Source organism: Thalassotalea algicola (genome assembly GCF_012932965.1).
In the GTDB taxonomy this organism is placed as follows: Bacteria; Pseudomonadota; Gammaproteobacteria; order Enterobacterales; family Alteromonadaceae; genus Thalassotalea_F; species Thalassotalea_F algicola.
This window is the reverse complement of the sequence record NZ_JABBXH010000002.1, coordinates 537984-563712: the sequence shown is the minus strand read 5'-3', so window position 1 is coordinate 563712 and position 25729 is coordinate 537984. Positions and strand designations below refer to the sequence as shown.

At 39.9% G+C, this 25729-nt stretch carries 21 protein-coding genes; 7 read left to right on the top strand and 14 right to left on the bottom strand.

The window, feature by feature from the left end; all coding sequences use genetic code 11:
• Positions 1-213: 213 nt before the first annotated feature.
• From greA to HII17_RS07245, 6 genes are all read right to left on the bottom strand, one after another.
• Positions 214-690: a transcription elongation factor GreA gene (greA, locus tag HII17_RS07270; RefSeq protein ID WP_169074676.1), complete on the bottom strand. Its 477-nt coding sequence runs from the start codon at positions 688-690 to the stop codon at positions 214-216.
• Between the two features lie 187 nt (positions 691-877).
• A complete protein-coding gene (gene carB, locus HII17_RS07265) occupies positions 878-4093 on the bottom strand; it encodes a carbamoyl-phosphate synthase large subunit (RefSeq protein WP_169074675.1) in 3216 nt (1071 codons plus the stop codon).
• Positions 4094-4113: 20 nt separating this feature from the next.
• The gene (carA, locus tag HII17_RS07260) at positions 4114-5244 is read right to left on the bottom strand and encodes a glutamine-hydrolyzing carbamoyl-phosphate synthase small subunit (RefSeq protein ID WP_169074674.1); all 1131 of its coding nucleotides are present in this window, start codon (positions 5242-5244) and stop codon (positions 4114-4116) included.
• A gap of 267 nt (positions 5245-5511) precedes the next feature.
• A complete protein-coding gene (dapB, locus tag HII17_RS07255; RefSeq protein WP_169074673.1) occupies positions 5512-6315 on the bottom strand; it encodes a 4-hydroxy-tetrahydrodipicolinate reductase in 804 nt (267 codons plus the stop codon).
• A 3-nt stretch (positions 6316-6318) separates the two neighbouring features.
• Entirely contained in the window at positions 6319-6747 is a 429-nt protein-coding gene (locus tag HII17_RS07250) for a hypothetical protein (RefSeq protein ID WP_169074672.1), read from the bottom strand.
• Between the two features lie 89 nt (positions 6748-6836).
• Positions 6837-7457 (bottom strand): FKBP-type peptidyl-prolyl cis-trans isomerase, encoded by a 621-nt coding sequence (locus HII17_RS07245; RefSeq protein WP_169074671.1) that lies wholly within the window; start codon positions 7455-7457, stop codon positions 6837-6839.
• Positions 7458-7626: 169 nt separating this feature from the next.
• Between HII17_RS07245 and HII17_RS07240 the strand changes: the two genes are divergently transcribed.
• From HII17_RS07240 to HII17_RS07215, 6 genes are all read left to right on the top strand, one after another.
• Positions 7627-9027, top strand: coding sequence for a Na+/H+ antiporter NhaC family protein (locus HII17_RS07240; protein ID WP_408033882.1), 1401 nt, complete (start codon positions 7627-7629; stop codon positions 9025-9027).
• Between the two features lie 171 nt (positions 9028-9198).
• Positions 9199-9756 carry a GNAT family N-acetyltransferase gene (locus HII17_RS07235; protein WP_169074670.1) on the top strand — a complete coding sequence of 186 codons (558 nt, stop codon included), beginning with the start codon at positions 9199-9201 and terminating at the stop codon, positions 9754-9756.
• 127 nt (positions 9757-9883) lie between these two features.
• Positions 9884-10438, top strand: coding sequence for an AAA family ATPase (locus HII17_RS07230; RefSeq protein ID WP_169074669.1), 555 nt, complete (start codon positions 9884-9886; stop codon positions 10436-10438).
• 164 nt (positions 10439-10602) lie between these two features.
• Positions 10603-11061: a nuclear transport factor 2 family protein gene (locus tag HII17_RS07225; RefSeq protein WP_169074668.1), complete on the top strand. Its 459-nt coding sequence runs from the start codon at positions 10603-10605 to the stop codon at positions 11059-11061.
• 116 nt (positions 11062-11177) lie between these two features.
• Positions 11178-11483 carry a hypothetical protein gene (locus HII17_RS07220; protein ID WP_169074667.1) on the top strand — a complete coding sequence of 102 codons (306 nt, stop codon included), beginning with the start codon at positions 11178-11180 and terminating at the stop codon, positions 11481-11483.
• Positions 11484-11852: 369 nt separating this feature from the next.
• Positions 11853-12590: a PEP-CTERM sorting domain-containing protein gene (locus HII17_RS07215; RefSeq protein ID WP_169074666.1), complete on the top strand. Its 738-nt coding sequence runs from the start codon at positions 11853-11855 to the stop codon at positions 12588-12590.
• 112 nt (positions 12591-12702) lie between these two features.
• Here HII17_RS07215 and HII17_RS07210 read toward each other — a convergent pair whose 3' ends face one another.
• The 7 genes from HII17_RS07210 to HII17_RS07180 form a co-directional block, all read right to left on the bottom strand.
• On the bottom strand, positions 12703-13101 hold the full coding sequence (locus tag HII17_RS07210; RefSeq protein WP_169074665.1) for a hypothetical protein: 399 nt from the start codon (positions 13099-13101) through the stop codon (positions 12703-12705).
• Entirely contained in the window at positions 13101-16235 is a 3135-nt protein-coding gene (locus HII17_RS07205; RefSeq protein ID WP_169074664.1) for an error-prone DNA polymerase, read from the bottom strand. Before HII17_RS07205 ends, HII17_RS07210 begins: the two co-directional genes overlap by 1 nt.
• An 8-nt stretch (positions 16236-16243) precedes the next feature.
• Entirely contained in the window at positions 16244-17650 is a 1407-nt protein-coding gene (locus HII17_RS07200) for a Y-family DNA polymerase (protein ID WP_169074663.1), read from the bottom strand.
• The gene (gene imuA / locus HII17_RS07195; protein WP_169074662.1) at positions 17650-18327 is read right to left on the bottom strand and encodes a translesion DNA synthesis-associated protein ImuA; all 678 of its coding nucleotides are present in this window, start codon (positions 18325-18327) and stop codon (positions 17650-17652) included. The genes HII17_RS07200 and imuA overlap by 1 nt, the downstream gene beginning before the upstream one ends.
• A 178-nt stretch (positions 18328-18505) precedes the next feature.
• Positions 18506-19156 (bottom strand): thiopurine S-methyltransferase, encoded by a 651-nt coding sequence (locus tag HII17_RS07190; protein WP_169074661.1) that lies wholly within the window; start codon positions 19154-19156, stop codon positions 18506-18508.
• Between the two features lie 15 nt (positions 19157-19171).
• Positions 19172-20206 carry a protease SohB gene (sohB, locus tag HII17_RS07185; RefSeq protein ID WP_169074660.1) on the bottom strand — a complete coding sequence of 345 codons (1035 nt, stop codon included), beginning with the start codon at positions 20204-20206 and terminating at the stop codon, positions 19172-19174.
• 112 nt (positions 20207-20318) lie between these two features.
• Complete coding sequence (locus HII17_RS07180) at positions 20319-22742, bottom strand: VolA/Pla-1 family phospholipase (protein WP_169074659.1); 2424 nt, start codon at positions 22740-22742, stop codon at positions 20319-20321.
• A gap of 255 nt (positions 22743-22997) precedes the next feature.
• On the opposite strand from HII17_RS07180, the gene HII17_RS07175 reads away from it, so the two are divergent.
• Entirely contained in the window at positions 22998-23735 is a 738-nt protein-coding gene (locus HII17_RS07175; RefSeq protein ID WP_169074658.1) for a YciK family oxidoreductase, read from the top strand.
• Between the two features lie 215 nt (positions 23736-23950).
• On the opposite strand, the gene fadD is transcribed toward HII17_RS07175, so the two are convergent.
• Entirely contained in the window at positions 23951-25606 is a 1656-nt protein-coding gene (fadD, locus tag HII17_RS07170) for a long-chain-fatty-acid--CoA ligase FadD (RefSeq protein ID WP_169074657.1), read from the bottom strand.
• Positions 25607-25729 lie beyond the last annotated feature (123 nt).

Below are 25729 nucleotides of genomic sequence, written 5' to 3'. Positions count from 1 at the left end.
AATCCATTTATTGACCTATCAATATAGCTAATAAAATTTAATAGTGCTTTGATTAAACGATGAAAATATTGGTTTTAGCGTTAAATGACAGAAAATAAAAATAAAGTGATAAAGAACGGCCTGTATTCCTTTAAATAAAATATAAATGCTTAGAAAACAAAAAAGCCAAGCTAATTACTAGCTTGGCTTTTTTTAATAAATTTTCGTTCTTAATTATTTATGTTCAACCGAAATAATTTCGAACTCGACTAAACCTGCCGGGGTTTTAATTTCTACTTCTGAATCAACTTCTTTACCAATTAAACCTCGTGCTATTGGCGAATTAACAGAAATACGATTGTTCTTAATATCGGCTTCGTCATCACCTACGATTTGATAGGTAACCTCTTCTTCAGTTTCTATATTTAATAAACCGACCGTTACACCGAAAATCACTTTACCTGTATTAGGTATTTTTATGATATCAATAATTTGCGCGTTGCCTAGTTTACCTTCAATTTCTTGAATACGGCCTTCACAAAAGCCTTGTTCTTCACGCGCAGCATGATACTCAGCATTTTCTTTTAAATCACCGTGTTCACGCGCTTCAGCGATATCGTTTACAATTCGCGGACGCTTAACTGTTTTTAATTCGTGTAATTCTTCTTTCAAGGCTTCTGCGCCTTGCATTGTCATCGGAAATTGATTCATTTGTTCTTTGCTTTCCTTTCTTATTAATCATGCTCTTTTTCTTTCTTATATCGTAATAATCAGAAAAAGATAAAGGTGGCTATTAACCACCTTTATATATTCATTTCAGTAATGTTATAAGCATAACAAAACTGAAATGATTCGACAAAGTATACCTAACCTTGTCGAATCTATAAGTTTTGCTTAGCTACACAGTAGCGTGCAATTCTTGGATAGACGTGACTGTATTTCGATCATCTGCTGAGTGTGCCTGACATGCTGCAAATGCTGCATTTAACGTTGTGGTATATGCAACTTTATAACGCAATGCACCACCACGTAATACTTTCGAATCTTCAATCGCTTTACGACCTTCCGTAGTATTAATGATGTAGTTGTACTCACCATTCTTAATTCTATCAAGAATATGTGGACGACCTTCGTGAACCTTGTTCACTAATCGACATGGAACTCCTGCCTCACCAAGCACTACTGCGGTACCATGCGTTGCATCAAGTTCATAGCCCAGTTCAACCATCTGCTTACTTAGTTCAACTACACGTTCTTTATCGCTATTGCGAACAGAGATTAATGCGCGACCTGATTTAGGTACAGAAACTCCAGCTCCTAAATTAGCTTTAGCATAGGCTTCTTCAAACGTTTTACCAACGCCCATAACTTCACCTGTTGAACGCATTTCTGGGCCAACTAACGGATCAGAACCGTGGAATTTGTTAAATGGAATAACCACTTCTTTCACTGAGAAGTAATCTGGCACAGTTTCTTCAACTATACCTAGCTCAGCCAGTGTTTTACCTGCCATTACGCGAGCACCAACTTTGGCTAATGGTACAGACGTCGCCTTAGATACAAACGGTACAGTACGAGCAGCACGAGGGTTAACTTCGATTAAGTAAACCTTGCCGTCTTTTACTGCCATTTGCGTATTCATTAAGCCAATTACACCCAGCTCAAATGCAAGATCCGTTACTTGCTTACGCATAACATCTTGTACGTCTTGGTCAAGGCTGTATGCAGGCAATGAACATGCCGAGTCACCAGAGTGAACTCCTGCTTGCTCGATATGTTGCATAATACCGCCAACCACAACACTAGTACCGTCACACACTACATCGATATCAACTTCAATTGCGTCATCAAGGAAGTGGTCAAGTAAAACTGGAGAGTCATTAGAAACACTTACCGCTTCATTCATATAGCGACGCAAGTCTTGCTCGTCATATACAATTTCCATTGCACGGCCACCAAGTACATATGAAGGACGAACAACTAATGGGAAACCAATTTCTTTTGACTTAGCTACCGCTTCATCTAACGAAGTTACCGTTGCGTTTTCAGGTTGTAATAAGCCTAAACGGTCAACAGCTTGTTGGAAACGTTCACGGTCTTCTGCACGGTCAATTGCATCTGGAGAAGTACCAATAATTGGTACGCCAGCCGCTTCAAGTGCACGTGCTAATTTAAGTGGTGTTTGTCCACCATATTGCACGATAACGCCTTTTGGCTTTTCAATGCGAACAATTTCTAAAACATCTTCAAAGGTAATCGGCTCGAAATATAAACGATCTGAAGTATCGTAGTCGGTAGAAACCGTTTCAGGGTTACAGTTAACCATGATTGTTTCATAGCCGTCTTCACGTAAGGCCAGTGCCGCATGTACACAACAGTAATCGAATTCAATACCTTGACCGATACGGTTTGGACCGCCACCTAAGATCATGATTTTGTCTTTTTCTGTCGGCGCCGCTTCACATTCTTCATCGTAAGAAGAATACATATATGCCGTATCAGAGCTAAATTCTGCTGCACAAGTGTCAACACGCTTGTAGACAGGGAAAATTTCAGCGTTATGACGCTTTTTACGAATCTCCGCTTCACTTACACCAATAACATCAGCTAAGCGAGAATCTGCAAAACCTTTGCGTTTTAGTTTACGTAATCGGTCTTCAGTTAATCCAGCCATTCCGCCTTCATAAACCGCTTGTTCTTCTTTAACAATGTCTTCAATTTGCACTAAGAACCAACGATCAATCTTAGTTGCACGGAATACATCTTCAATTGATAAACCTAAACGGAATGCATCTGCTACGTACCAAATACGATCTGCACCAGCTTCTTGAAGCTCATGCATAATTTTAGTTTTAGCACCAGGTTGAGTGACATCAACTTGAGGATCAAAACCGCTTGCGCCAACTTCTAAGCCACGAAGAGCCTTTTGCATTGACTCTTGTTGGTTACGGCCAATCGCCATAACTTCACCAACAGACTTCATTTGCGTAGTAAGACGGTCTTCTGAGCCAGCAAATTTTTCGAAGTTAAAACGTGGAATCTTAGTCACAACATAATCGATTGTTGGTTCAAATGAAGCTGGTGTCGCACCACCAGTAATGTCATTTGATAATTCATCAAGGGTATAACCTACCGCTAACTTCGCAGCGATTTTTGCAATTGGGAAACCAGTTGCTTTTGACGCTAGCGCTGATGAACGTGATACACGCGGGTTCATCTCGATGATAACCATACGGCCAGTGTTTGGACACACACCAAATTGTACGTTTGAACCACCAGTTTCAACACCAATTTCACGTAATACCGCAAGCGATGCGTTACGCATGATTTGGTATTCTTTATCCGTTAACGTTTGTGCTGGCGCTACGGTAATTGAGTCGCCAGTATGAATGCCCATAGGGTCGAAGTTTTCGATTGAACAAATAATGATACAGTTATCATTTTTGTCTCGAACCACTTCCATTTCATACTCTTTCCAACCGATTAATGATTCATCGATTAGTAGTTCACTTGTTGGAGATAAATCTAAACCACGAGTACAAATCGTTTCATACTCTTCTTGGTTATAAGCGATACCCCCACCAGTGCCGCCCATAGTAAATGATGGACGAATGATACAAGGGAAGCCGATACGCGTTGCTGTATCACGCGCTTCTTCCATTGAGTGAACAATCTCAGCACGAGGACACTCTAAACCAATGTTCTTCATGGCTTTGTCGAAACGGCTACGATCTTCCGCTTTATCAATCGCGTCAGCCGTTGCTCCAATCATTTCAACATTGAATTCTTCTAATACACCTTTTGCTTCAAGCTCAAGTGCACAGTTTAGTGCTGTTTGACCACCCATTGTCGGTAATACCGCATCAGGACGCTCTTTCTCTATAATTTTGCGAACAACTTCCCAGTGAATTGGCTCGATGTATGTTGCATCAGCCATTTCTGGATCCGTCATAATCGTAGCGGGATTCGAGTTTACAAGAATTACACGGTAACCTTCTTCACGAAGTGCTTTACACGCTTGTGCGCCAGAGTAATCAAACTCACATGCTTGACCGATAACAATAGGGCCGGCACCTAAGATTAAGATACTTTTTATGTCAGTACGTTTTGGCATAGTAATTTATACTCCTAATCTTAAGCTTTACTAGCTTTTATTAATTCAATGAAATGGTCGAATAATGGTGCAGCATCGTGCGGACCGGGGCTCGCTTCTGGATGTCCTTGGAAGCTAAATGCTGGCTTATCTGTACGATGAATACCCTGGATCGTACCGTCGAATAAAGACTTATGTGTTACACGTAAGTTATCTGACATATTATCTTCATCTACTGCAAAACCATGGTTTTGTGCAGTAATCATTACCACGTCGCGGTCTAAATCTTTAACTGGGTGGTTACCACCGTGATGACCGAACTTCATTTTGATTGTTTTGGCGCCACTTGCTAAGCCCAGTAATTGGTGGCCTAAACAAATACCGAATACAGGAATATCTGTTTCAAGGAATGTTTTAATTGCGCTAATCGCATAATCACATGGCTCTGGATCGCCCGGGCCATTTGATAAGAAGATACCGTCGGGATTCATCGCTAAAACATCTGCTGCAGGTGTTTGTGCCGGAACGACAGTTAATTTACAGCCACGGTCAACTAACATACGTAAAATATTACGCTTAGCACCAAAATCGTATGCAACTACGTGAAAGTCGAAGTTTTCTGGAGAAACATGGCCTTTGCCAAGCTGCCAGCTACCATCTGTCCATGTGTATTGTTCTTTAGTAGAAACAACTTTTGCTAAATCCATGCCTTTTAACCCTGGGAAGCCCTTCGCTTCAGCTAAAGCCTTTGCTTCTTCTAGGTTGTCGCCTGCAAGTATACAGCCGTTTTGTGCGCCTTTTTCACGTAGAATACGCGTTAACTTACGCGTATCAATATCAGCAATACCTAAGATATTATTGCGATTTAGGTAGTCGCTCAAATTTTCTTCGTTTCTAAAATTACTGGCTAATAATGGTAAATCTCGAATCACTAAACCTTTAGCCCAAATGGTGCCTGACTCTTCATCTTCCGAGTTAGTTCCAGTATTGCCAATATGAGGGTAAGTGAGGGTAACAATTTGTTCTGCGTATGAAGGATCAGTTAGGATTTCTTGGTAGCCCGTCATTGAAGTGTTGAATACCACTTCACCAACAGCCATTCCTTCTGCACCGATTGCGGTGCCGTTAAATATAGTGCCGTCTTCTAGCACCAAAATGGCAGATTTAGTCAATTTAACCTCCGAAAAGAAGAAAGTAAACTTAACAAAAACCAGCAATTTATTGCTGATTTATTAAGCGCGAAAATTGTTCATTAATCCGTCTTTTGGCTTGCAAAATGCAAATTTTTGACAAATTCCGCGCATTCTACGCTCAAACGAACCTTTCGTCCAGCATAATTTACAAAAATTAGGCTTATTAGCCGTATTTACAACTAAAGCCTTAAAAGTGACAATTATCCCTAATTCTAGTCACCAAATTTTAACATTTAGCTAGTGGTTTTATTTTAACCCCAACACGTCTTGCATATCGTAATAACCTGCATCGGCATTAGCTATCCACAAAGCAGCTCGCATCGCACCTAAGGCAAAGGTCATCCGAGAGCTAGCTTTATGCGTAATTTCAAGCCTTTCACCTAAATCTGCAAAAAACGCTGTATGTTCACCTACCACATCTCCAGCACGTACTGTTGCAAAACCTATGGTATTTGGATCTCGTTCATCGGTAATCCCTTCACGACCATATACCGCACATTCTTCTAGGTTTCTGCCCAGTGTTTCGGCAATAACCTGCCCCATTTTCATTGCAGTTCCCGAAGGTGCGTCTTTTTTGAATCTGTGATGTGCTTCAAAAATTTCTATATCAGTATAGTCGCCTATTGCTTTAGCGGTAATTTCTAGTAATTTAAATAGAAGATTTACGCCAACACTAGTATTAGGTGCCAATAACACAGGGCTCGTCTTGCCATACGTCTTAATGTCGTTGACTTGTTCGTCACTAAAGCCAGTAGTGCCAATAACTATCGCTTTGTTTTGTTGCTGACACCACTTTAGGTGTTCAAATGTTGACTCTATTGAAGTAAAGTCAATAAAAACATCCGCCGCAGTTAAGTCACTAATTTCAGTGGTTGTTTTATTGCCTATTTTACCAATGCCAGCAAGCTCTCCTAAGTCAAAATCAACAAATGAGGAAGATTGACGAACCGTGCCACCAACTAAGGTTATCTGTTCATGCTCGTGGGCAGCCTGAATTAAGTTTCGCCCCATTCGGCCACTGCATCCTAAAATTGCTACTTTGATGGTCATTAGTTAATTATTCTCCACGTTTAAGGTTAGCTGATTTTCTAGTGAAAGCGACTGCTCCAACCCAATTGAGCTAACATGCGATATTTTAAATTGATTAGCTTGTTGCGTTAATTGATAAACGGCACAAAAGTCTGCAATAACGCTTTCATTTTTATCAAGAAATTGCCAATCAATACTGACCAATATTTGCTCGGGACCAAATGATTGATAACTGGCGTTACTCGCTTTAAAACCAGTGATGGTATTTTGAGATAAGAAACTGAAAATTTCACTAAATTCTTGTTCAAATTCAGCGTCAGTTGTAATGAGTAATGTTTTATCTGGCGTCGACAATATACAAGGGATTCGATAACAGAGTTTTGTGGCGTTAACATCTAATGAGGCAAATGCGCCAATATAACTTGAAAATAGATGGGTCAATTGTGCTTGCATTATCTTGGTTTAACTAGGTAGTTCCTGTTCACTCGCTTTTATAGCTATTTAACACATAAAAAAGCCGGGAAAACCCGGCTTATTCACTACTATAGAATATCAAGTAATTCTACATCGAATACTAACGCAGAGTACGGAGGAATTGCACCGTGTGAACCACGCTCACCGTAAGCTAAGTTGTATGGAATGTATAAACGCCATTTCGCGCCAACACTCATTAATTGTAATGCTTCAGTCCAACCAGCAATAACGCCACCTACTGGGAATTCAGCTGGCTGACCGCGATCGTATGAACTATCAAATACGTCACCATTAATGAACGTACCATGGTAATGTGTACGCACAGTAGAAGCAGCAGTTGGCTTTTCGCCATCAGCGTCTGTAATTACTTCATATTGAAGACCTGACTCAGTTACTGTTACTTCAGCGCGTTCTGCATTTTTCGCTAAAAATGCTTCACCTTCAGCAGATTTTTCTTTAGCAACTTCTTGCTCTTGTGCTTGTAATTTTTGCGATACTACAGCAAATGCTTCGTTTAATGCTTCTTCGCTTACTTGGCTATCTGCACCAGCAAGTGCATCAGCTAAACCTGCTTGTACAGCAGTTACATCAAATTCTTTAAATGGATTGTTACGTAACTGGTCACCTAATTGACGACCTACGCCGTAACTTACGCGTTGTTCAATACTTTCAAATTTATTATCTGACATCTGTCTTTCTTCGCATAATAGTTCGTATAAAAATTGGCGGCAAGAATAGCACATACCCTAGCTAGAAAGTAGATCTAAATCGCTATTTAACCGGTTAAAAGTGAATTAAAATCAAACCCTCTCATTTGGCCATCTACACATCTAGATTGACAGAGCTATTGAGTCCTCTATAATCAGCTCCTTACTTTTACTCCATTCTTTTTTGGCCTTTTTCTTTAGCAGTGATATAAACAATGCAAAGAAAAATAATAAGAGACAATTTATGACAGAACAAACTGCTCCTACGCGCTTGATGAGCTTGATTCCCTTTGGCGTTTTTTTGGCGTTATTTTTAGGTACAGGTATCGCTTTAACGCTACAAGATGTTGAGTTTGCCTTTTACCAATTGCCAGCCAGTGTCGCGATTATACCCGCTATTATTGTAGCGATATGTATGGGAAAAGAGTCAGTTACTAATCAAGTTCAGCAATTTATTGAAGGTGCCGGCCACAGCAATATCATAACGATGTGTGTCATATATTTGCTCGCTGGTGCGTTTGCGGTTGTCGCCAAAGCGACAGGCAGTGTTGATGCTAGTGTTCAACTAGGTTTAGCGGTATTTCCAGACTATCTTATTATTCCCGGTTTATTTTTGGTTGCTGCTTTTTTGTCAACGGCGATGGGTACTTCTGTTGGTACAATTGCCGCTATTGCCCCTATTGCAGCGGGCTTTATTGACACAGCTGGGTTAAACCCAGCACTAGTTGCCGGCAGTATCTTATCTGGCGCAATTTTCGGTGACAACTTGTCAATTATTTCTGACACAACGATTGCGTCAACGCGAAGCCAAGGTGCACACATGAAAGACAAGTTTAGAGTGAACTTTAAGTTTGCCTTACCTGCCGCTATTGTTGCACTCACTATTTTTACGTTTATTGGAGGAAGTGCTCAATACCAAAGTAATGAAGCGATTGATATAGTCGGCTTAGTACCTTATGTCGTGATACTAGTATTGGCATTATCTGGCGTGAATGTTTTTGTGGTGCTGTTAGTTGGTATTCTTCTGGCTGCAGTTACGGGCTTTATTAACAATGGTTATCAATTATCAGCGTTAATACAAGACATTAATAAAGGTTTTGCTAATGTCCAAGACGTATTCATTCTCGCGTTGTTTATTGGTGGGTTAAGTGAACTTGTTCGCCGACAAGGCGGATTAAACGCCTTGACACAAAGCCTTAAAAAACTTGCGGGCAAGTTAAGCCCTAACAACCCGAAAAGAGCCTCTGGTTTGGGTATTGCAAGTTTAGCCTTTAGTGCGAACTTCTTTACCGCTAACAATACGGTATCAATTATTATCACTGGTGAAACAGCTAAAGAATTAGCTGATGACGGTAATATTTCCCCTGCAGAGTCTGCTAGTTTATTGGATATATTTGCTTGTATTAACCAAGGGCTATTACCTTACGGCGCACAAGCCTTATTACTTGGCGCGACAATTGGCATATCGCCAGTTGATGTGATTGTTTATGCCTTTTATCCCATGATCTTATTTTTTGCAGCAATTTTCGCTTTCTGGCGAATAACGAAATAGATGCCTCTATCGGTATAAAAAAGCGCCTTAATGGCGCTTTTATTAGCACGATATTTGAGTATCAGGTTGTAGTTGAGGAAATAAAGCTAGATTTTGTTCGCTTCGCTACACGAGTATTGCCAAACATTATTAGCCCCTTAACAGGGAGTTATATTTCAAGGAGGGTTAAGGTTGTTATTTCCAGTTTTAAAAACAAGCCGTTTAAGGTTGGATAAGTTATCTAAAGAAGATTCAAATAGCTTATTTAAGTTATTCTCGAACAATTCAGTTGTCGAATATTATAATCTGGAAGCTTTTACTGAAGTGTCACAAGCAAGTAATTTAATAGAATTATTTAATTCTCGATTTGAAGAAAACTCTGGTATTCGTTGGGCTATTCGCCTAAAAGAATCAAATCAACTTATCGGCACTTGTGGCTTTAATACTTGGTGTCCTAAAATGAAAAATGCTGTTCTTGGATATGATTTATTGCCTAAATATTGGAACATGGGTTTTACCAGTGAAGCAGTACATCGAATAGTTAAAGCTGCGTTTTTAGGTGAATTACCTTGCGGTAAACTTAACCGCATCCAAGGTGATACTGTTCCTGGGAACTCTGCATCTGAGGCACTTCTTCGAAAGGTAGGGTTTAAGGAGGAAGGTATAAGACGTCAAAGTGGCTTTTGGAAAAACCAGTTTCATGATCTTAAGTGCTTTGGTTTAATTAAGTCAGAGTATAGTGATATATAGCAAGACGTTAAAGTAAACGGACACACAACAGCTGGCAGTGTTCGCAACGTTCATTATTTAAGCAATCTATTAACAGTTCCTAAATGGTACATTAGTTTGCAATTGAGTTTAGCCTCACTAGGGTAGTATGAGTAACACAAAAGTAGTTGCTATAAGTGGAACATCTGGTTCGGGAAAAACCACAATTGTTAAAGCACTAGCCAAAGAGTTTAGTCGCCCGTTTCTACTTTTTGATGATCACATTGATAAAAATACATACCCTCAAAATATGAAAAATTGGCTAATTAATGGAGCAAACGTTTCTCTGATTAAAACGCCAAAATTTGTCACTGCATTAGAAAGCTTAATTTCAAAAAATAGCAATGATTTAATTTTCATTGAAGAGCCATTTGGTAAAGAGCGTGAATCCATGTCGTCATTAATTGATTACGTTGTGTTATTAGATCAACCCATGGAATTGTGTCTTTCTCGTATTATCAAGAGGCATACTGAACAACCAGACTCTGATTCAATATCTTCTATTTCTAATTATTTGGATAAATACGAAGATCACTATAGAGATATTTATATCTCAGCTGTCAACCAAGTTAGAAATAACGCTGATTTAATACTGAATGAAGTAGCTTCAATTAAAGACACAACCAATCATATTAGTAACTGGTTAAAAAATAATGCGAAATAATAAGTTACTTGTCTAACTGTTTCATCTTTCAATCCGCTCTATTCCCTCATAATTTGTAACAGTTTTCATGAGCGACTTAATTATTATGCGTGTACCAAATCGTTTTTTCAGATTATGGTGCTTTAGTTATAAAAATCTAAATTTCTTAGTGGGATATAAATATAATGAATAAAATAAAGCTACTATTGGTGATTGTTGCAGTTTTCACTTTATTCTTATCTGCGACCAGTAGCGCTGAATCTGTGACAGGTAAAGAATACCAAGCAGTTGTCGATACGGCTTATAACTATTTTAATGGCGCAGCTAATGGGAATCAAAAGCTTCTTTCAAAAGCTTTTGATTTGGAATTCGGTCATGTGAAAATGATTAATGTTGATAAGAAAACCGGAAAAGAAACAATTAGAACGGTTCCTTTAAAAGAGTTCTCTGGTTACTTCAAAAAAGCGACTAAGGATATATGGTCAGCAAATATCCTGTCAGTTGATATAGTTGATGACAAAATGGCTATGGTAAAGCTAGATTTTGATACGCCAAAAACACATTACATTGACTATCTTGTAATGTACAAGCGAGAAAACGAATGGCGCATTATCAACAAAACATTTGTTGCAACGAAAAAGTAGTCGTTCAATGCCAAATCTATGTTGGGGTTGCTAGTAGTTTGCTTGGTTCCACATAGTTGCACAGTATAGCCAAGTATTATCAGCCTGTTCTGCGGACTATATTTGTAAAGGGAACTATGCGTAAGTTTATATTTTTGTTAGCTATCATGGCACTACCTTTTAGTGCATCTGCAATAGAAAATTGTACAGAATCTGAAGAAGGGCTTGTACGAAACAAGCTTGATTTAAGTAAAAATCCAACGCCATACACCCCATTTAAAGTCGCACAACATTATCAACCTATTTGTAAAATCCACACTCCTGAAATGATGGATGGTTTATCGTATTTGTTATATAAAGATACCAATTCAAATGCATATTTTGTCAGTATATATAATGGATTGGACGGGAGCTATACAATGCATGGACCATTCAGCAAATGATTCAGAGAATAATAATATACTCTAACATTATCCATATTAGCTATTATTAGAGTATTAATTAGATTTAGCATCGGATGTTGGCAGAGAGAACTATATAACCTGGCGAATTTAAGTAATTAGATAGGAGACTTTTACATTCTAGTTAACCTAGATAGTACTTTTCTTTTTCCAATTCTCACAAATGTATTTATTTAATTTTATTGTAAATAACGCGTCAGCTTTTCTTACACACAAGCCTTACCTAATTAAAATTTTCATTTAAAAGCAAAGAGTTAAATCCCTGGTACATTTATTGCAATACTTCTTAGAATAACTACGTAGACTTTTTTTGTGAAGTTTATCTAATATAATTTAACGTTGGTTTTTGATATGACTTCTAAGATTTTAATAACTTTAGCATTCTTAACGATATTTTCTCCTCAGGCTTTGGCTTCTTTAATAACCGTCCCGTTGGGCTTGCAATCAAATTTATCTCAAGCTGAAATTGAGGGCTGGGGCTGGACTGAGTGTAGTAGAACGTCAGCATGGTCGAATAATATCACCACTCAAAGCATTCTGGATAATTGTGATGATGGTAATTACTTGATGATGGCATTGTGGGATGAGTCACTCGGAATGTACGGAATAGCAGGAGCGGGGGAATTTGATGTAGTAACACGCTTCACATATGGTACTTCTTCTAGTGGTTACCCTCCTGTATCATTTAGCGGACCGGCGACTGATGATGTTGTAGACGGTGCTCTGAATAACTGGAGTAATGGTTTAAATTGGTATAGAACAGTTGGCCATGGTTCATGGGGGTTTACCACAATTGATACTGTTACATTGCAAAGTGCCGATGTAAATTTAACTAACTCTCTTATACAGAGGGAAGTCTCAGCTGGTGGTGTTCAAGCTAGAGGTTTATCCTTCCATACACACGCACTAGGTGGCGGGAACGTGAGTCCTGGTTGGACATATAATGTCACCGGTACCAATAATGTTTCTATGAACTCTTCTGACCAAAGGGTATTCTTCACAGCTACCGTTCAAGATGTTCCAGAACCGGCTAGCCTTAGTCTGTTTGGCTTAGCACTTCTAGCTTTTGGTAGATATAGAAGGGGCTAATTCTCTGGTATTCTGATTAGGCAGCTACGGCTGCCTTTTGTGAGTATCTATTTTGAACTTTAGTTATCGGCAGCTTAAAATTTTTTCTTCTGCCTGGTTCATTATTTTTGGCCTACAAAAACAATACGTCAGTATTTTTAATGGTGGCTATCGCACCAGACTCCAATGCCTCTTTACGCTCTTGCTCGGTCAAAACCCCAACAAATGGTGTAGTCCGCCTTAGTCGTTTCATTTGTTGTGTATCTTCCAATATACCTTGGCGAAACGCTTCTTGGTCGTCATAGAGTTCAAGAATTGATGTCCAAGTAATATATGCACCATAGCCAATTGAGCCTTGCTCTCTTTTATCATCTAGTCGTTGCTGTACTTGTACAATAAGCTCTGGCTGAACAATGAGCTTTTCAACTATCGCCTGATGGATCGCGGTGATCTGCTTGTCAATATAATCATCTTTAACACCTCGTTTTTTAATTTGGTAATTGCGATTACTTTTTCTGTGATTTGAACGCATTAGTGAAAGTCTCTTGAGTGGCTGTTTAACTCACTTAATTCATCGGTAATATCGAGCAAGCGACCAGCAATAACGTGAATGACTTGCCCTTCTCGCTCAACAATACCCGTTACCTTTAATATTTTACTGGCAAGAAATGCTTGCTTCTGTGCTCTTGCGGTAGCAACCCAAACCACCACATTAACATTCCCCGTATCATCTTCAAGTGTCACAAAAGTAACACCTGATGCAGTTCCTGGACTTTGCCGACCAATAACCACTCCTGCTACAGTGACCGTTTGCTTATGGCGAATATTGTTCAGATCTTTTGCTGTGGTTACCCGAACGAGTGCGCCGGCGTCACGTAACAATTGAATGGGGTGCTTATTTAAACTTAAGCCTGTCGCGGCATAATCTTCAATTAGATCATCATAGTCGTTTGGCAAAATATCATACTGCGGACTTGGCTCTTTTACGCATTCTCTATGCGCAGAGCCTGCTTCATGTGAAGAGTCAGCTTCAGCAAAAAGTGGCAGTTGATGCTCGTGGTTAAGCAGCTGCCAGCGAGCAGCATAACGATTATCAGCAATATCATGAAAACAGTTGGCACTGGCTAGCGCCTGATACTGATCTTTGCGAAGACCAAGTTGCTGTATTTGGTAAAAGCTATTAAACCCTGCTTCAGGTCGGTGCTGCACAATAGTTTCTGCACATGCTTGGTTAAGGCCATTTACAATACGAAAACCAAGCTGTAACACCAGTTCGTTATCAGCATTACCCGTTAAATAATGATGCCAACTTGATTGATTAATACAAACAGGCTTAACCTCGATGCCATGACGTTTGGCATCTTGTATTAGCTGTGACGCTGAATAAAACCCCATGGGTAAGCTATTTAACAAACTACAATAGAACACCGCAGGATAATGACATTTTAGCCATGCAGATACATACGCTAATACCGCGAAACTGGCAGAGTGGGACTCTGGAAAACCATATTCACCAAAACCGCAGATTTGTTGAAAAATTTGCTCTGCAAATTCTAATGTATAACCCCGAGTTAACATGCCATTGATTAGTTTATCTTTAAACTTATCTAACTCCCCTGTTTTCTTCCACTTTCCCATGGCTCTACGAAGTTGATCAGCTTCTCCGCCGGTAAACCCCGCCGCCACCATAGCAAGCTTAATAACTTGCTCTTGAAAAATCGGCACGCCCATGGTGCGAGACAATATAGCTTCTAGCGGTTTTGAGGGATAAATAATCGCCTCTTCACCATTTCGTCTTTTCAAATATGGGTGCACCATACCGCCCTGAATAGGACCAGGTCTAACAATGGCAATTTGTACCACTAAGTCATAATAGGTTTTGGGTTTTAGTCTCGGCAGCATACTCATTTGTGCGCGAGACTCAATTTGAAAAACACCAACGGTATCCGCTTGCTGGATCATATCGTAAACCGCCTTGTCATCTTTTTTACGTGTAATCGCAGCAATGGAATAATCTTGCTGATAGTGTTGTGTAATTAAATGAAAACATTTCCTGATCGCTGTTAACATACCAAGCGCTAAAATATCGACTTTCAGTAGTGAAAGTGCCGCTAAGTCATCCTTATCCCACTGTACAACTGTACGACCTTCCATGGCGGCATTTTCTACGGGCACCAATTCATACAAAGGTCCTTTTGAAATAACAAAGCCACCAACATGTTGTGACAAGTGCCGAGGAAAGCCCTTAACTTCTTCAACAAGTTTAATAAATAATTGGCCCTTTTTACTTTTTATATCTAACCCAAGCTCTGTGAGTTGAATAAACCACGGCTGATGGCTATCTCTGCGGTTAATATTCTTAATAAAAAAATCTAATCGCATTTCATCAATACCTAGTGCCTTCCCTACTTCTCTAATCGCACTTTTTAATCGATAAGTAATTACCGTTGCTGTAATTGCAGTACGCTCTCGGCCATACTTATCATAGATATACTGAAAAATCTCTTCTCGACGTTCATGTTCAAAATCAACGTCAATATCGGGTGGTTCTTGGCGTTCTTGAGAGATAAAGCGCTCAAATAATACCGATATTTGCTTTGGATCTACCGAGGTAATCTCTAAGCAATAGCACACCACTGAATTTGCCGCCGAGCCTCGCCCTTGGTAAAGAATGCCTTTTTCTTTAGCAAACTGGATAATGTCATAAATCGTAATGAAGAAGTGTTCATAACCAAGCTCTGTAATTAACCGCAACTCCTTATTAATGATTTGTTCAATATCAGTTGGTACCCCTTCAGGAAATCGAATTTTTTTCCCTCGCTCAACCAGGGTCACTAAGTAATCATTCGCTTTAACACCTTGAGGGATTAACTCTGAAGGATATTCGTATTGCAACTCTGATAATTCAAAGTGACATAAGTTCGCCAACAAACACGTCGACAATAACTCTGCAGGCAAAAACAGCTTAGAGAGTTTATCAATGGAGCGGAGGCTTCGTTCACCATTACTCAATGCCGTTCGACCTAAGCGCTCAATTTCACAGCCGCGTGCTATCGCGGTTAACGTATGCTGCAAAGGCATGCGCACTTTGGAGTGCATCAACACTAAGCTCGATGCTATGGTATTAATTTTATGCTGTTCAGCTAGGCGTCGACAATATTCAATATAGTGATGTTCACCGCTGATAAGTTCGCGTGAAATGACAATACTCAATCGAGATTTGTAATGACGTTTGAGCCACTCAAGCCAAAATTGATCGGACGCTTGTTGATGGCTTGGCAGCCAAAGTACGAAACAGTGTCGAACAGATTTTAAATCCCACTCGTGTAATTGATATTCACCTTTAGCTGCTCTTCTTCTACTGTTGGTGATCACTCGGCATAACTCAGCGTAAGCTTGACGATTTGGGCATAACAAAACAATTTTGGCGGTTAAACTGTCAGCCACTTCAATAGTAAACAGTGCACCAACAATCAACTTAATCGATAAACCATGCGTTTGAATATAAGAGTATGCACGAACAACTCCTGCAACAGAGCATTCATCAGTAATGGCAAGCGCTTGATAGCCTAATCGAGCGGCATGCTCTACCAATTCTTCTGGATGAGAAGCACCATGTAAAAATGAAAAATTACTTTGGCAAATTAATTCAGCATAAGCAGCCATTTCTCAACCTACCCGAAATAGCCATGTATAAACCACTGCTGGTTTGGTTCACGATATACCCAGCACCACTGACCTTGACCATTACGAGCAATGAAATAATCTCGAATAACACTATGTTGCCACCAACCGGTTTCAATACGCTCTGGTCCATGAATGACATCAATCGAACAAGTTAAGGGTTGAGGTGTAGCTAATAAATAACTCGGCCGCATATTAGCAATTAGTTGCTCTGCTGAAGCAGCGCTAGACTCGGTAAGTGTCGTACTCATTTGATTTGCTAGCTCAGGGCGGTGCTCCGAGCAAAATGTCGGCCGTTTTACTTTGTCGATACCCAGTTTAGCCTGCAGCAAACTCATCAACTCCAATTGAGTTAATTGTGATTGGCGTTGGCCGAATAATACTTGAGGAGTGACCACCTTTAATGTGAGCTGTTCACAAAACAAACCAATACTAACAACAGGTTCCTTTAATTGAACTTTTTCTAATTGCAACGAAACTAGCTGGTGCCATTTATCTGCATTATCGCAAAACTCTGCACTGCGAATATCCCAACAAACAATATCACTGCTGCGATAACGACAGCGCAGGGTCAACATTTGACAAGCTAAACCTCGCAACACCAAGAAGCTTGCTAAGCGCTTTAACAAGCCAGCTAAAGGCTTAAGCAAAATATCGATCGTTGAAATCTCATAGAGCAATTCAATTTCTTGAGCAAATCTAGGTTTTGGTTGATAAAACGTAATCGCTAACGGCTGCTTACCCTGAAGCTGTAAAAAATAACTTAAAAATGAATGACTAAAACGTTTAGATAGCTCACCAAAGGAAATCTGATTAAGTTGCGCTAGTCTTTTAATGCCCAAACGAGCCAATTGCTCTTGGTCTTTTGTAGACTCAAAAACTTGAGTAATTGCCAAACGTTCAAGCTCTACATTAAGTTGCTCTTCTTCAGTATAAAACTGGTTAAGTGATGACTTAGCTAGCACCTTAGCGGCAATAGGACTATAGGCTGATGCGTATGAAAAACACAGATTAATGTCAGCTAGCCGTGCCAACAGGCTTTGTTTTAGACCATCAAGCCCTTTATATAGCTTCAACATGTTGCCAAAACGAATAAATACACCATTAACTTCATCAACCGCAATATCCGCGACTAGATCGTATAAGCTTTCCACAATATGAATAAGCGCTTGCTGCTCTGTTGTTTCATGGTAAGGAATGACTTGTAGTTGATGATACAAGGAAGCTGCAGTTGCCAAGCCCATTTGCTTCTTAATGCCTTGTGCTATTGCCAACTCATTTAACTGAACGACATGGTTGCTGTGGCCATCTACAATCACTAATGGCTGATCACAGCTTTGCACTTGCTGTAAGATATCCAGCTGCAATTGAGGAAAATAAAAGTACCCCCAAAGCATTATACTGCTCGCAGTTTAAACTCATTAATAGAAACAACATTTTCAGGTAATGAGGATAAAGATAACTCAGGCCAAACACTTGCCATATCAACAACAAAAGGCGGAGTTGGTGCACCGGCTCGACGTCTATCTATTTGAGCTTGCAGGCCATACGGATGTGCAACCAAAGTTAGCGTTAACCTAACAGGCAAACTCAATGCATGGCTATCATTGGCTCGAAAGATAATAAGTGATGCAGCTCCCTGCTCACACGCTAACGTTAAGCGTCTAATATGATGAATTTCAAAGCATTGGTGCCATAGCACAACACTAGTGCAACAGCCACTTTTTAAGCACTGTTCTGCACACCATAATGACTCTTCATCACTGGCATCTAAAACCCAAACCTCTTCTAAATTTAGCCCAGACAAACTCAAACTTTCTGCACTAATAACCGAAGGTGGAGCAATAAAAATCACTAAACCTTCGCTCCCCCTTTGTTGTAGGTAAGGCAGTATGAGTCTTAGTTCACCGATCCCGTTCTTTGATCGAATCTCAATCACCCCCTGTTTAGGGAAACCGCCGTTAAGCTTACAATCTAAAACCGGATAGCTTGAGCTACAACTTTCCGTTATTTGCTCTGCTTGATAGCCTTGCCAAATTAAAGCTTTAGTTTTTAACTGTTCAATTATCTGCACAAACACAAAACCAAAATACTGTATATATTTACAGTATAATTTATAGTTTACATTTATGCCAATAGAATTCTTAAAACAATAGAAATCGATTAAAAGAAATAGGCAAAAAAAAGGCGCCCCAAAAGGCACCTTTTATTAAAAAACTTCCACTTATTTCATGACCAGCTACAGTAAAAAATTAACTTCTCGTTATACGATAAAGCCTTTCTGTTAAATAACTTACATCCAAACTTCTACGAGCAAACTGTTTATCTTTAAGTTCATTAACCGCTAACTCTTCCACCACAAAATGGTCGAATAACTCGTTAACACACTGTGCTGATGTAGAAAAAGGAGGCCCTTGATGTTCTTCATTTGGAAACTCAACTGAAATTAATAACAGTTCAGTGTTTTGACCAATAAATTGAGATAAATGTGCAGCATAGGCTTTTTGCATTTGTTCAGGTAAAGCAATAAGTGCAGCTCTATCATAAATATACTTAAATTTAGGCAATTTATTCGGTGCTAACGCAAAGAAATCCCCTTGGTAAATCGCTAAATTATCCAGTTGATATACAGTAAACGCATCACTTTTTCGCTTTTGGCTTGTTAAATCATTTTCAGCAAAAAACTCTTGGCATGCGATCTCGCTTAACTCGCTACCAACAACCTGACAGCGCTCAGCCCACCAAAGCATATCCAGTGACTTTCCACACAAGGGGACAAACACTGTATCGCTTGTTGAAAAATTAAGCTGAGCCAATTCACTCTTTAGAAAAGGATGAATTGCATCTTGGTGAAAGCCAATGGCTTTTTTTTCCCAACACTTATGCCAAAACTCTGCTTTCATATGCAACGCTTAGCCTTAGCCTGGAAAAATACGATTACGCTGAAGCAATTTAGAAATAAAGCTATCTGCAGATAATGAGGCAGCCTTAGATAGTTTTTCTGCAAAGCCCTTTTTCGTTTCGTATCGAATACCAACTATTTTATGGGTTTTCACTGCATCAAATAAGTAGTCATCACTGGTTTGAATGCTATCAACTAAGCCTAACGCTTTCGCTTTAGTACCAAACCAGTGCTCACCGGTTGCTACCTTTGCAATATCTAGTGACGCACGGTGCTCGTTAACAAAGTCTTTAAACAGTTGATGGGTTTCTTCCAGCTCTTCTACAAACTTTTCACGTCCTTTTTCAGTGTTTTCACCGAACATGGTTAACGTACGTTTGTATTCACCAGCAGTTAATTGCTCAAATTCGATATCATTTTTCTTTAATAACTTATTAAAGTTAGGTACCTGAGCAAGCACACCAATAGAGCCTAAAATTGCAAACGGCGCTGCAATAATTTTATTGGCAACACAAGCCATCATATAACCACCACTTGCAGCCACTTTATCAACAGCAACCGTCAGCGGAATTTCACGCTGACGAATACGATCAAGCTGTGATGACGCTAAGCCATAGCCATGTACCATTCCGCCACCTGACTCTAAGCGCACAAACACTTCATCTTCAGGTTTAGCTACCGCTAAAACAGCCGATACTTCTTCACGTAAACTCGCGACTTCTTTCGCATCAATACTGCCTTTAAAGTCTAAAACAAACATACGTGGCTTAGCATCTGGCGTATCGCCTTTCTTCGCGGCTTTTACGCGTTCTTTTTCTGCTTTTTTATCTGCTTTCTCTTTTTCTTTAAGCTCTTCTTTCGTTAACAGTGAATGCACGATCTCCTGCTCAACATCTTCAAAATGCTCAGACAGGTCTTCAATCTCCAACTCACCTTTTTTCGCTTTTTGCTTTATTGCTGCTCCTGCGATAACCGCGACAATTGCAACAACAGCCAAAACCAACGTAACCGCTTTAGCTAAGAACAAGCCATATTCATATAAAAATTCCAATGTACTCTCCAATCATGTAAGCATTCAATTGCTGACCAATGATTACTATATAGGGTCTAAACGACAAAAAAAAAGCTCCCTGATGGGAGCTTTTTCAATTAAATGTAATGAATTACATCACAACATCAGTATTGGTTACTGATATTAACTGACCTAGTGTTGCAAAGAAAGTCGTCACTTGTGTTTGCATCTCAGTTGTCGCAGCAGCACTCATCAATGGATCCGGCGACTCAGGGCGAGCTGAAGGATCTAAAATTGAACCATGATGGCCAGCAACAAAACGCACAGCACCTGAACCTTCTGTGGTTTCACTCACGCCTGATAATCCAAGTAATGCGATAGCAGCTTCAGTACCTGAAAGAGGCATAGAAGATACAGCATTTGGAATAACTTGGTCAGGTAGGTTATCTGCACCGTTACCTACAACTTCGATTAAATGCGTAGGTGTTTGCGTCATCGCTAACATGCTTGCGTAGTTTACAGGGTCACCTGAACCTGTCACTGTCTGAGCAGCAAAAGTAAACTGTGCAAACGTACCATTTAACTCGCCTTGCTGAGCAGGCGTTAATGCCGCGAAGAACATGTCAAATGCTTGCACTAACTCAGCTTCTGAAGGACCTGCAGGGAATGTTTGAGCTACAAATGCTTGGAATTCAGGAGATGCAGCCAATGTAAGGCTTGCTCTAATTAATCCACCAAATGCAGCTGACTCCAATAAGAAGTTAGCAACACCAACACCTGGCATTGCAAATGATGTTGCTGCAACACGGAATAATGGGTCAACGGCTGGATCTAACGGTAAATTAGCTAGTGCTACTGTATTGATACCTGTAATTGCACCTAATGAATGACCTAAGTAAGTTACTTGCTGGCCATTAAGCTTTATTGGGTTACCTGTTGCATCTAAACCACCTGCAAAGTTTAAACCTAAACGTAAACCAAGCGTATCAATCGTTGACTGGCGTAAGTTATCACGTGTAGTTAATAAGTTTGCCAAGTTCATGTAGTGCGTAGCAGATACAGTTGATGCATTAATTTCATCACCTGGCTGTGTTGGGTCTAAATCAAAACCACGACTACCGTGTAATGGGTGGTCAATTGCTGCTGTCGCAATACCTTGAAGTGCTAATGCCCCAGTAATTGCTAGCATGTCTTCTTTCTTAGAAGTAATACCATGTTGTAATATAGCTACCGGCCAACCAGTAGCAGGCTCTTCTAATGCAGGCATACCTAAGCTAGCGCGAACAGCATTAGCAACAGCTAAATCAGGTGTAGTTACCTGAACATCTAGTGCCATATCAACACGTTTAGCTGGAAGCGGGTTGAACTTAGTAATATTACGTTCAGTATCTAACGGAAGCACAGTACTTAAATCACGTAGACCTGGTGCTGGCAATCCAGCAGCTGCTGATAGTGCCATACAAAGACCGTCAGTTTCACTAACAGGGTTTGCAGGGATAGCATCAGGGTTTTGTGCTGCAAGGCCTGCCAACATAACAGCAGAGTCACATTGTGCTTTCCACCAATCATTAACTGGTGCCATAGGGTTTTCTGCACTTGGTGTACCTAAATAATAAGGTAAAGTAATTGAACCTTGCATGTAATTGGCTGCTTGATATACCGGAGCCAATTCAGGTGGTAAAACGATACCTTGAGACGTTAATACGTCATAAACAGATAACGTTGTATCTTGAATACCAATTGTAGGCACTTGTCCTAAACCAGCATTTTGCGCCATAACTTGTTTTAACGTACCTACCGCATCAGCAGTTGACTGTGTAGTCATTGCCATTGTGTAGATAATTGTTGATTTATCAACACCAGCTGCTGCAACAGCCGCTTCAAAACTATTAATTACGCCTTGTAAATCTTTTTGCGATTGTGAACCTAAAGGCTTAGTCGCTAAGTCTTGTTGAACTAATTCATAAGTTGTTGAACCGGCAACGGCTTTGCCCGTGTCATCCATTAACGAGTTAGTTAAAACAACAACATATGATGTTTTTGCTTTTAACGGCTTAAGTGGTACAACAGCGATACTATTACCGGATTTTTGCGTTACAAAGTCGCTGCCAAATGTTAATTCACCAATTACCTGACACGCCGTACCTTGTGGTAGTGCCTGACACCCTGCTGATGCAGCTAAAGGACCGCCCATTTCTGTTTCAAATACACGAACAGATGCTGGGTTGAATACACTATTACCATCTAAGCTTACACCTGCTGGAAAGTCGATATCCAATACGAAAGGTTGAACAGTTGACCAGCCATCTAAAGCACTAAGCGCAACAGTTGGATCTGCAAAGTCTGTTGGGTCAGCAACAGGCATATTAAGTGTGCCATCAGTTGTTCCTGAGAAAAGTAAATCATTTGGAACGGACAATACACCATTTGAAGGGTCGAAAACTACTCGCGCAGTTGGTGATGTTACTGCACCATTTTTATCGACATTTTCTTGTACATCTTTGATGGTTTCATCACCACAGCCACTTAATCCAAGTGCACCTGCAATGGCCATACTAAGAACTAGCTTTTTCATTATATCTCCCCAGAGACTAGTCTACTTATTATTTTTTATAGGTTTAAACTTGTTATTTTTCTTTGTCGTATAACACGACCAAGTTAACTAGTTAGACCAGTTAAAGTTACCCCAAGATTTAACTAAGTGCTAGCGGTTTTTTATATTTAGTAACGATATTTCCATAAATTGTATGAATTTTGATAATTTTTGCTCGTCACAGCCTACTGACAAGAGTAAAATCCCGTCACTTTATATTATTACCCTTTCGATGAAATGTTTGATTATCAAATTAAAGACAACAACCTTTTAGAAAAAGTTATTTTAGTTACCGGCGCTGGTGATGGCATTGGCAAACAAGCAGCAATAACTTACGCAAGCTTAGGCGCTACGGTAATTTTACTTGGCCGTACGGTAGAAAAATTAGAATCCGTTTATGATGAAATTGTCGCTGCTGGCTATCCGGAACCTGCAATTGTACCTTTAGATATGAAAGGCGCGACGAAACAGCATTATATTGATATGGCTAATACGATACTAAGTCAGTTTGGTAAATTAGACGGTGCACTGCTAAATGCTTCTATTTTAGGTGAGTTAACGCCATTTACCGCAATACATGAGCAAACTTATGACGATGTGATGCAAGTAAACGTAAAAGCACAACTGTTACTTGCTCAAGCTCTTGTGCCAGCACTTTTAACGTCAAACAATGGTTCAATAGTATTTACGTCGTCAAGCGTTGGTAGCAAAGGTCGCGCATTCTGGGGACCTTATAGCTTATCGAAATTCGCTACCGAAGGAATGATGGAGCTCATTGCTGATGAATATGACAATACTAGCCTACGTGCTAATGCAATTAATCCCGGCGCGACCCGCACCGGTATGCGTGCTTCTGCCTACCCAGCCGAAGATGCAAACAAGTTAGCAACCGCTGAAGATATTATGCCGCTATATGTTTACTTAATGTCTGATGATAGCGTAGATGTGACAGGTAAAACCTTAAAAGCTCAATAGATTGTCCTGAACATCGTCGTTCCTTGTCCTCCATGACATCTCGACATACAGTTCGTCCTGAACATTGTCGTTCCTTGTCTTCCATGACATCTCGACATACAGTTCGTCCTGAACATCGTCGTTCTTTGTCTTCCATGACATCTCGACATACAGTTCGTCCTGAACATAAAAAAGCCGGCATTAGCCGGCTTTTATTTTGTACCAATTAGAACTTACTACCTAAGCTCTCTACGAAGAATTTTACCCACATTCGTTTTTGGTAATTCATCTCTAAATTCAATTAATTTAGGTACTTTGTAGTTGGTTAAGTGCTTGCTACAATGGTCAATAATGTCTTTTTGAGATAAACCATCTTCTTTCTTAACAATAAACAGTTTAATAATCTCACCACTGACTTCATGTGGAACACCAACAGCAGCAGCTTCAACAATGCCTTCGTGCATCATTGCAACTTCTTCAATTTCATTTGGAAATACATTAAAGCCAGAAACGATAATCATATCTTTCTTACGATCAACGATCTTAAAGAAACCATTTTCATCCATTTCAGCAATATCACCAGTCGCTAACCAGCCATCTTTTAAGATTTCATTTGTAGCTTCTTCACGCTGGTAGTAGCCCTTCATAACTTGCGGGCCTTTCACCCACATTTCACCAGCTTCGCCAGTATCCGCATCCGTACCATCTTCACGAACAATTTTCACGTTAGTCGACGCTGCTGGTAAACCAATAGTACCGTCGTAGCCATCAATGTTATATGGGCTAATAGACACCATAGGTGAACATTCTGTTAAGCCATAACCTTCTAACAATCGAGTTTTAGTCAACTGTTGCCAACGTTCAGCTACTGGTTGCTGAACAGCCATACCACCGCCTAATGTAAGCTTTAACGTTGAGAAATCTAAATCGGAGAAACCTGGTGTATTAAGCAGGCCATTAAATAAGGTATTAACCCCTGTAATACAAGTAAATGGGTACTTGGCTAATTCTTTAACAAAATTAGGCATATCACGCGGGTTAGTGATCAACAAATTAGTGCCACCTAATGTCATAAAGGTCAAACAATTCGCCGTCAGTGCAAAGATATGATAAAGCGGCAATGCCGTTACCACCAATTCTTCACCTTCAGTTAAAATTGGCTTAATCGCCGCTTTAGCTTGCTCTAAGTTAGCCACCATATTTCGATGAGTTAACATGGCGCCTTTAGATACACCTGTCGTACCACCGGTATACTGTAAGAATGCTAAGTCTTCACCTTCTATCGCAACAGGCTCCAACGATAGCGACTGACCTTTAGCCAACACTTGATTAAAGCTAATGGTATTTTCAAGCTTATAACTTGGTACCATTTTCTTCACATACTTCACGACAAAGTTGACAATCTTACCTTTTAAACCACCTAGACGATCACCTAAGGCAGTTAATATAACTTTTTCGACAGGTGTTTTATCGATAACTTGCTCAAGCGTATGTGCAAAGTTTTCAACAATTAACATAGCTTTAGCACCAGAATCTTTTAACTGATGCTCTAACTCTCTTGCTGTGTATAACGGGTTAACGTTAACGACAGTAAGACCTGCTTTTAACGCACCAAATAACGCAATTGGATATTGCAGGGTATTCGGTACCATGATGGCAAATCTATCGCCTTTCTCTAAGCCAAGATCCTTTTGGAGATATGCGGCAAACATCGTTACCTGAGCTTCTAGCTCCCTATATGATATTTCGGCGCCCATATTAATGAAGGCCGCTCGGTCTGCATAAAGACCAACATATTTATCAAACATTTCGACAATAGATGAATATCTATCGGGATCAATTTCGTGTGGAACACCAGGAGGATAACTTTTCTCAAGCCAAATTTTTTCCACCGTTCTCTCCTATTAATATACGTGACACTCGGGACGATTATTATTTTATTAGTATTGTCAGTATCTACTGATATCGCCACCATAAAGTATGCTACAAAAGTCGCTTGTCCGACCTCTGAGCTT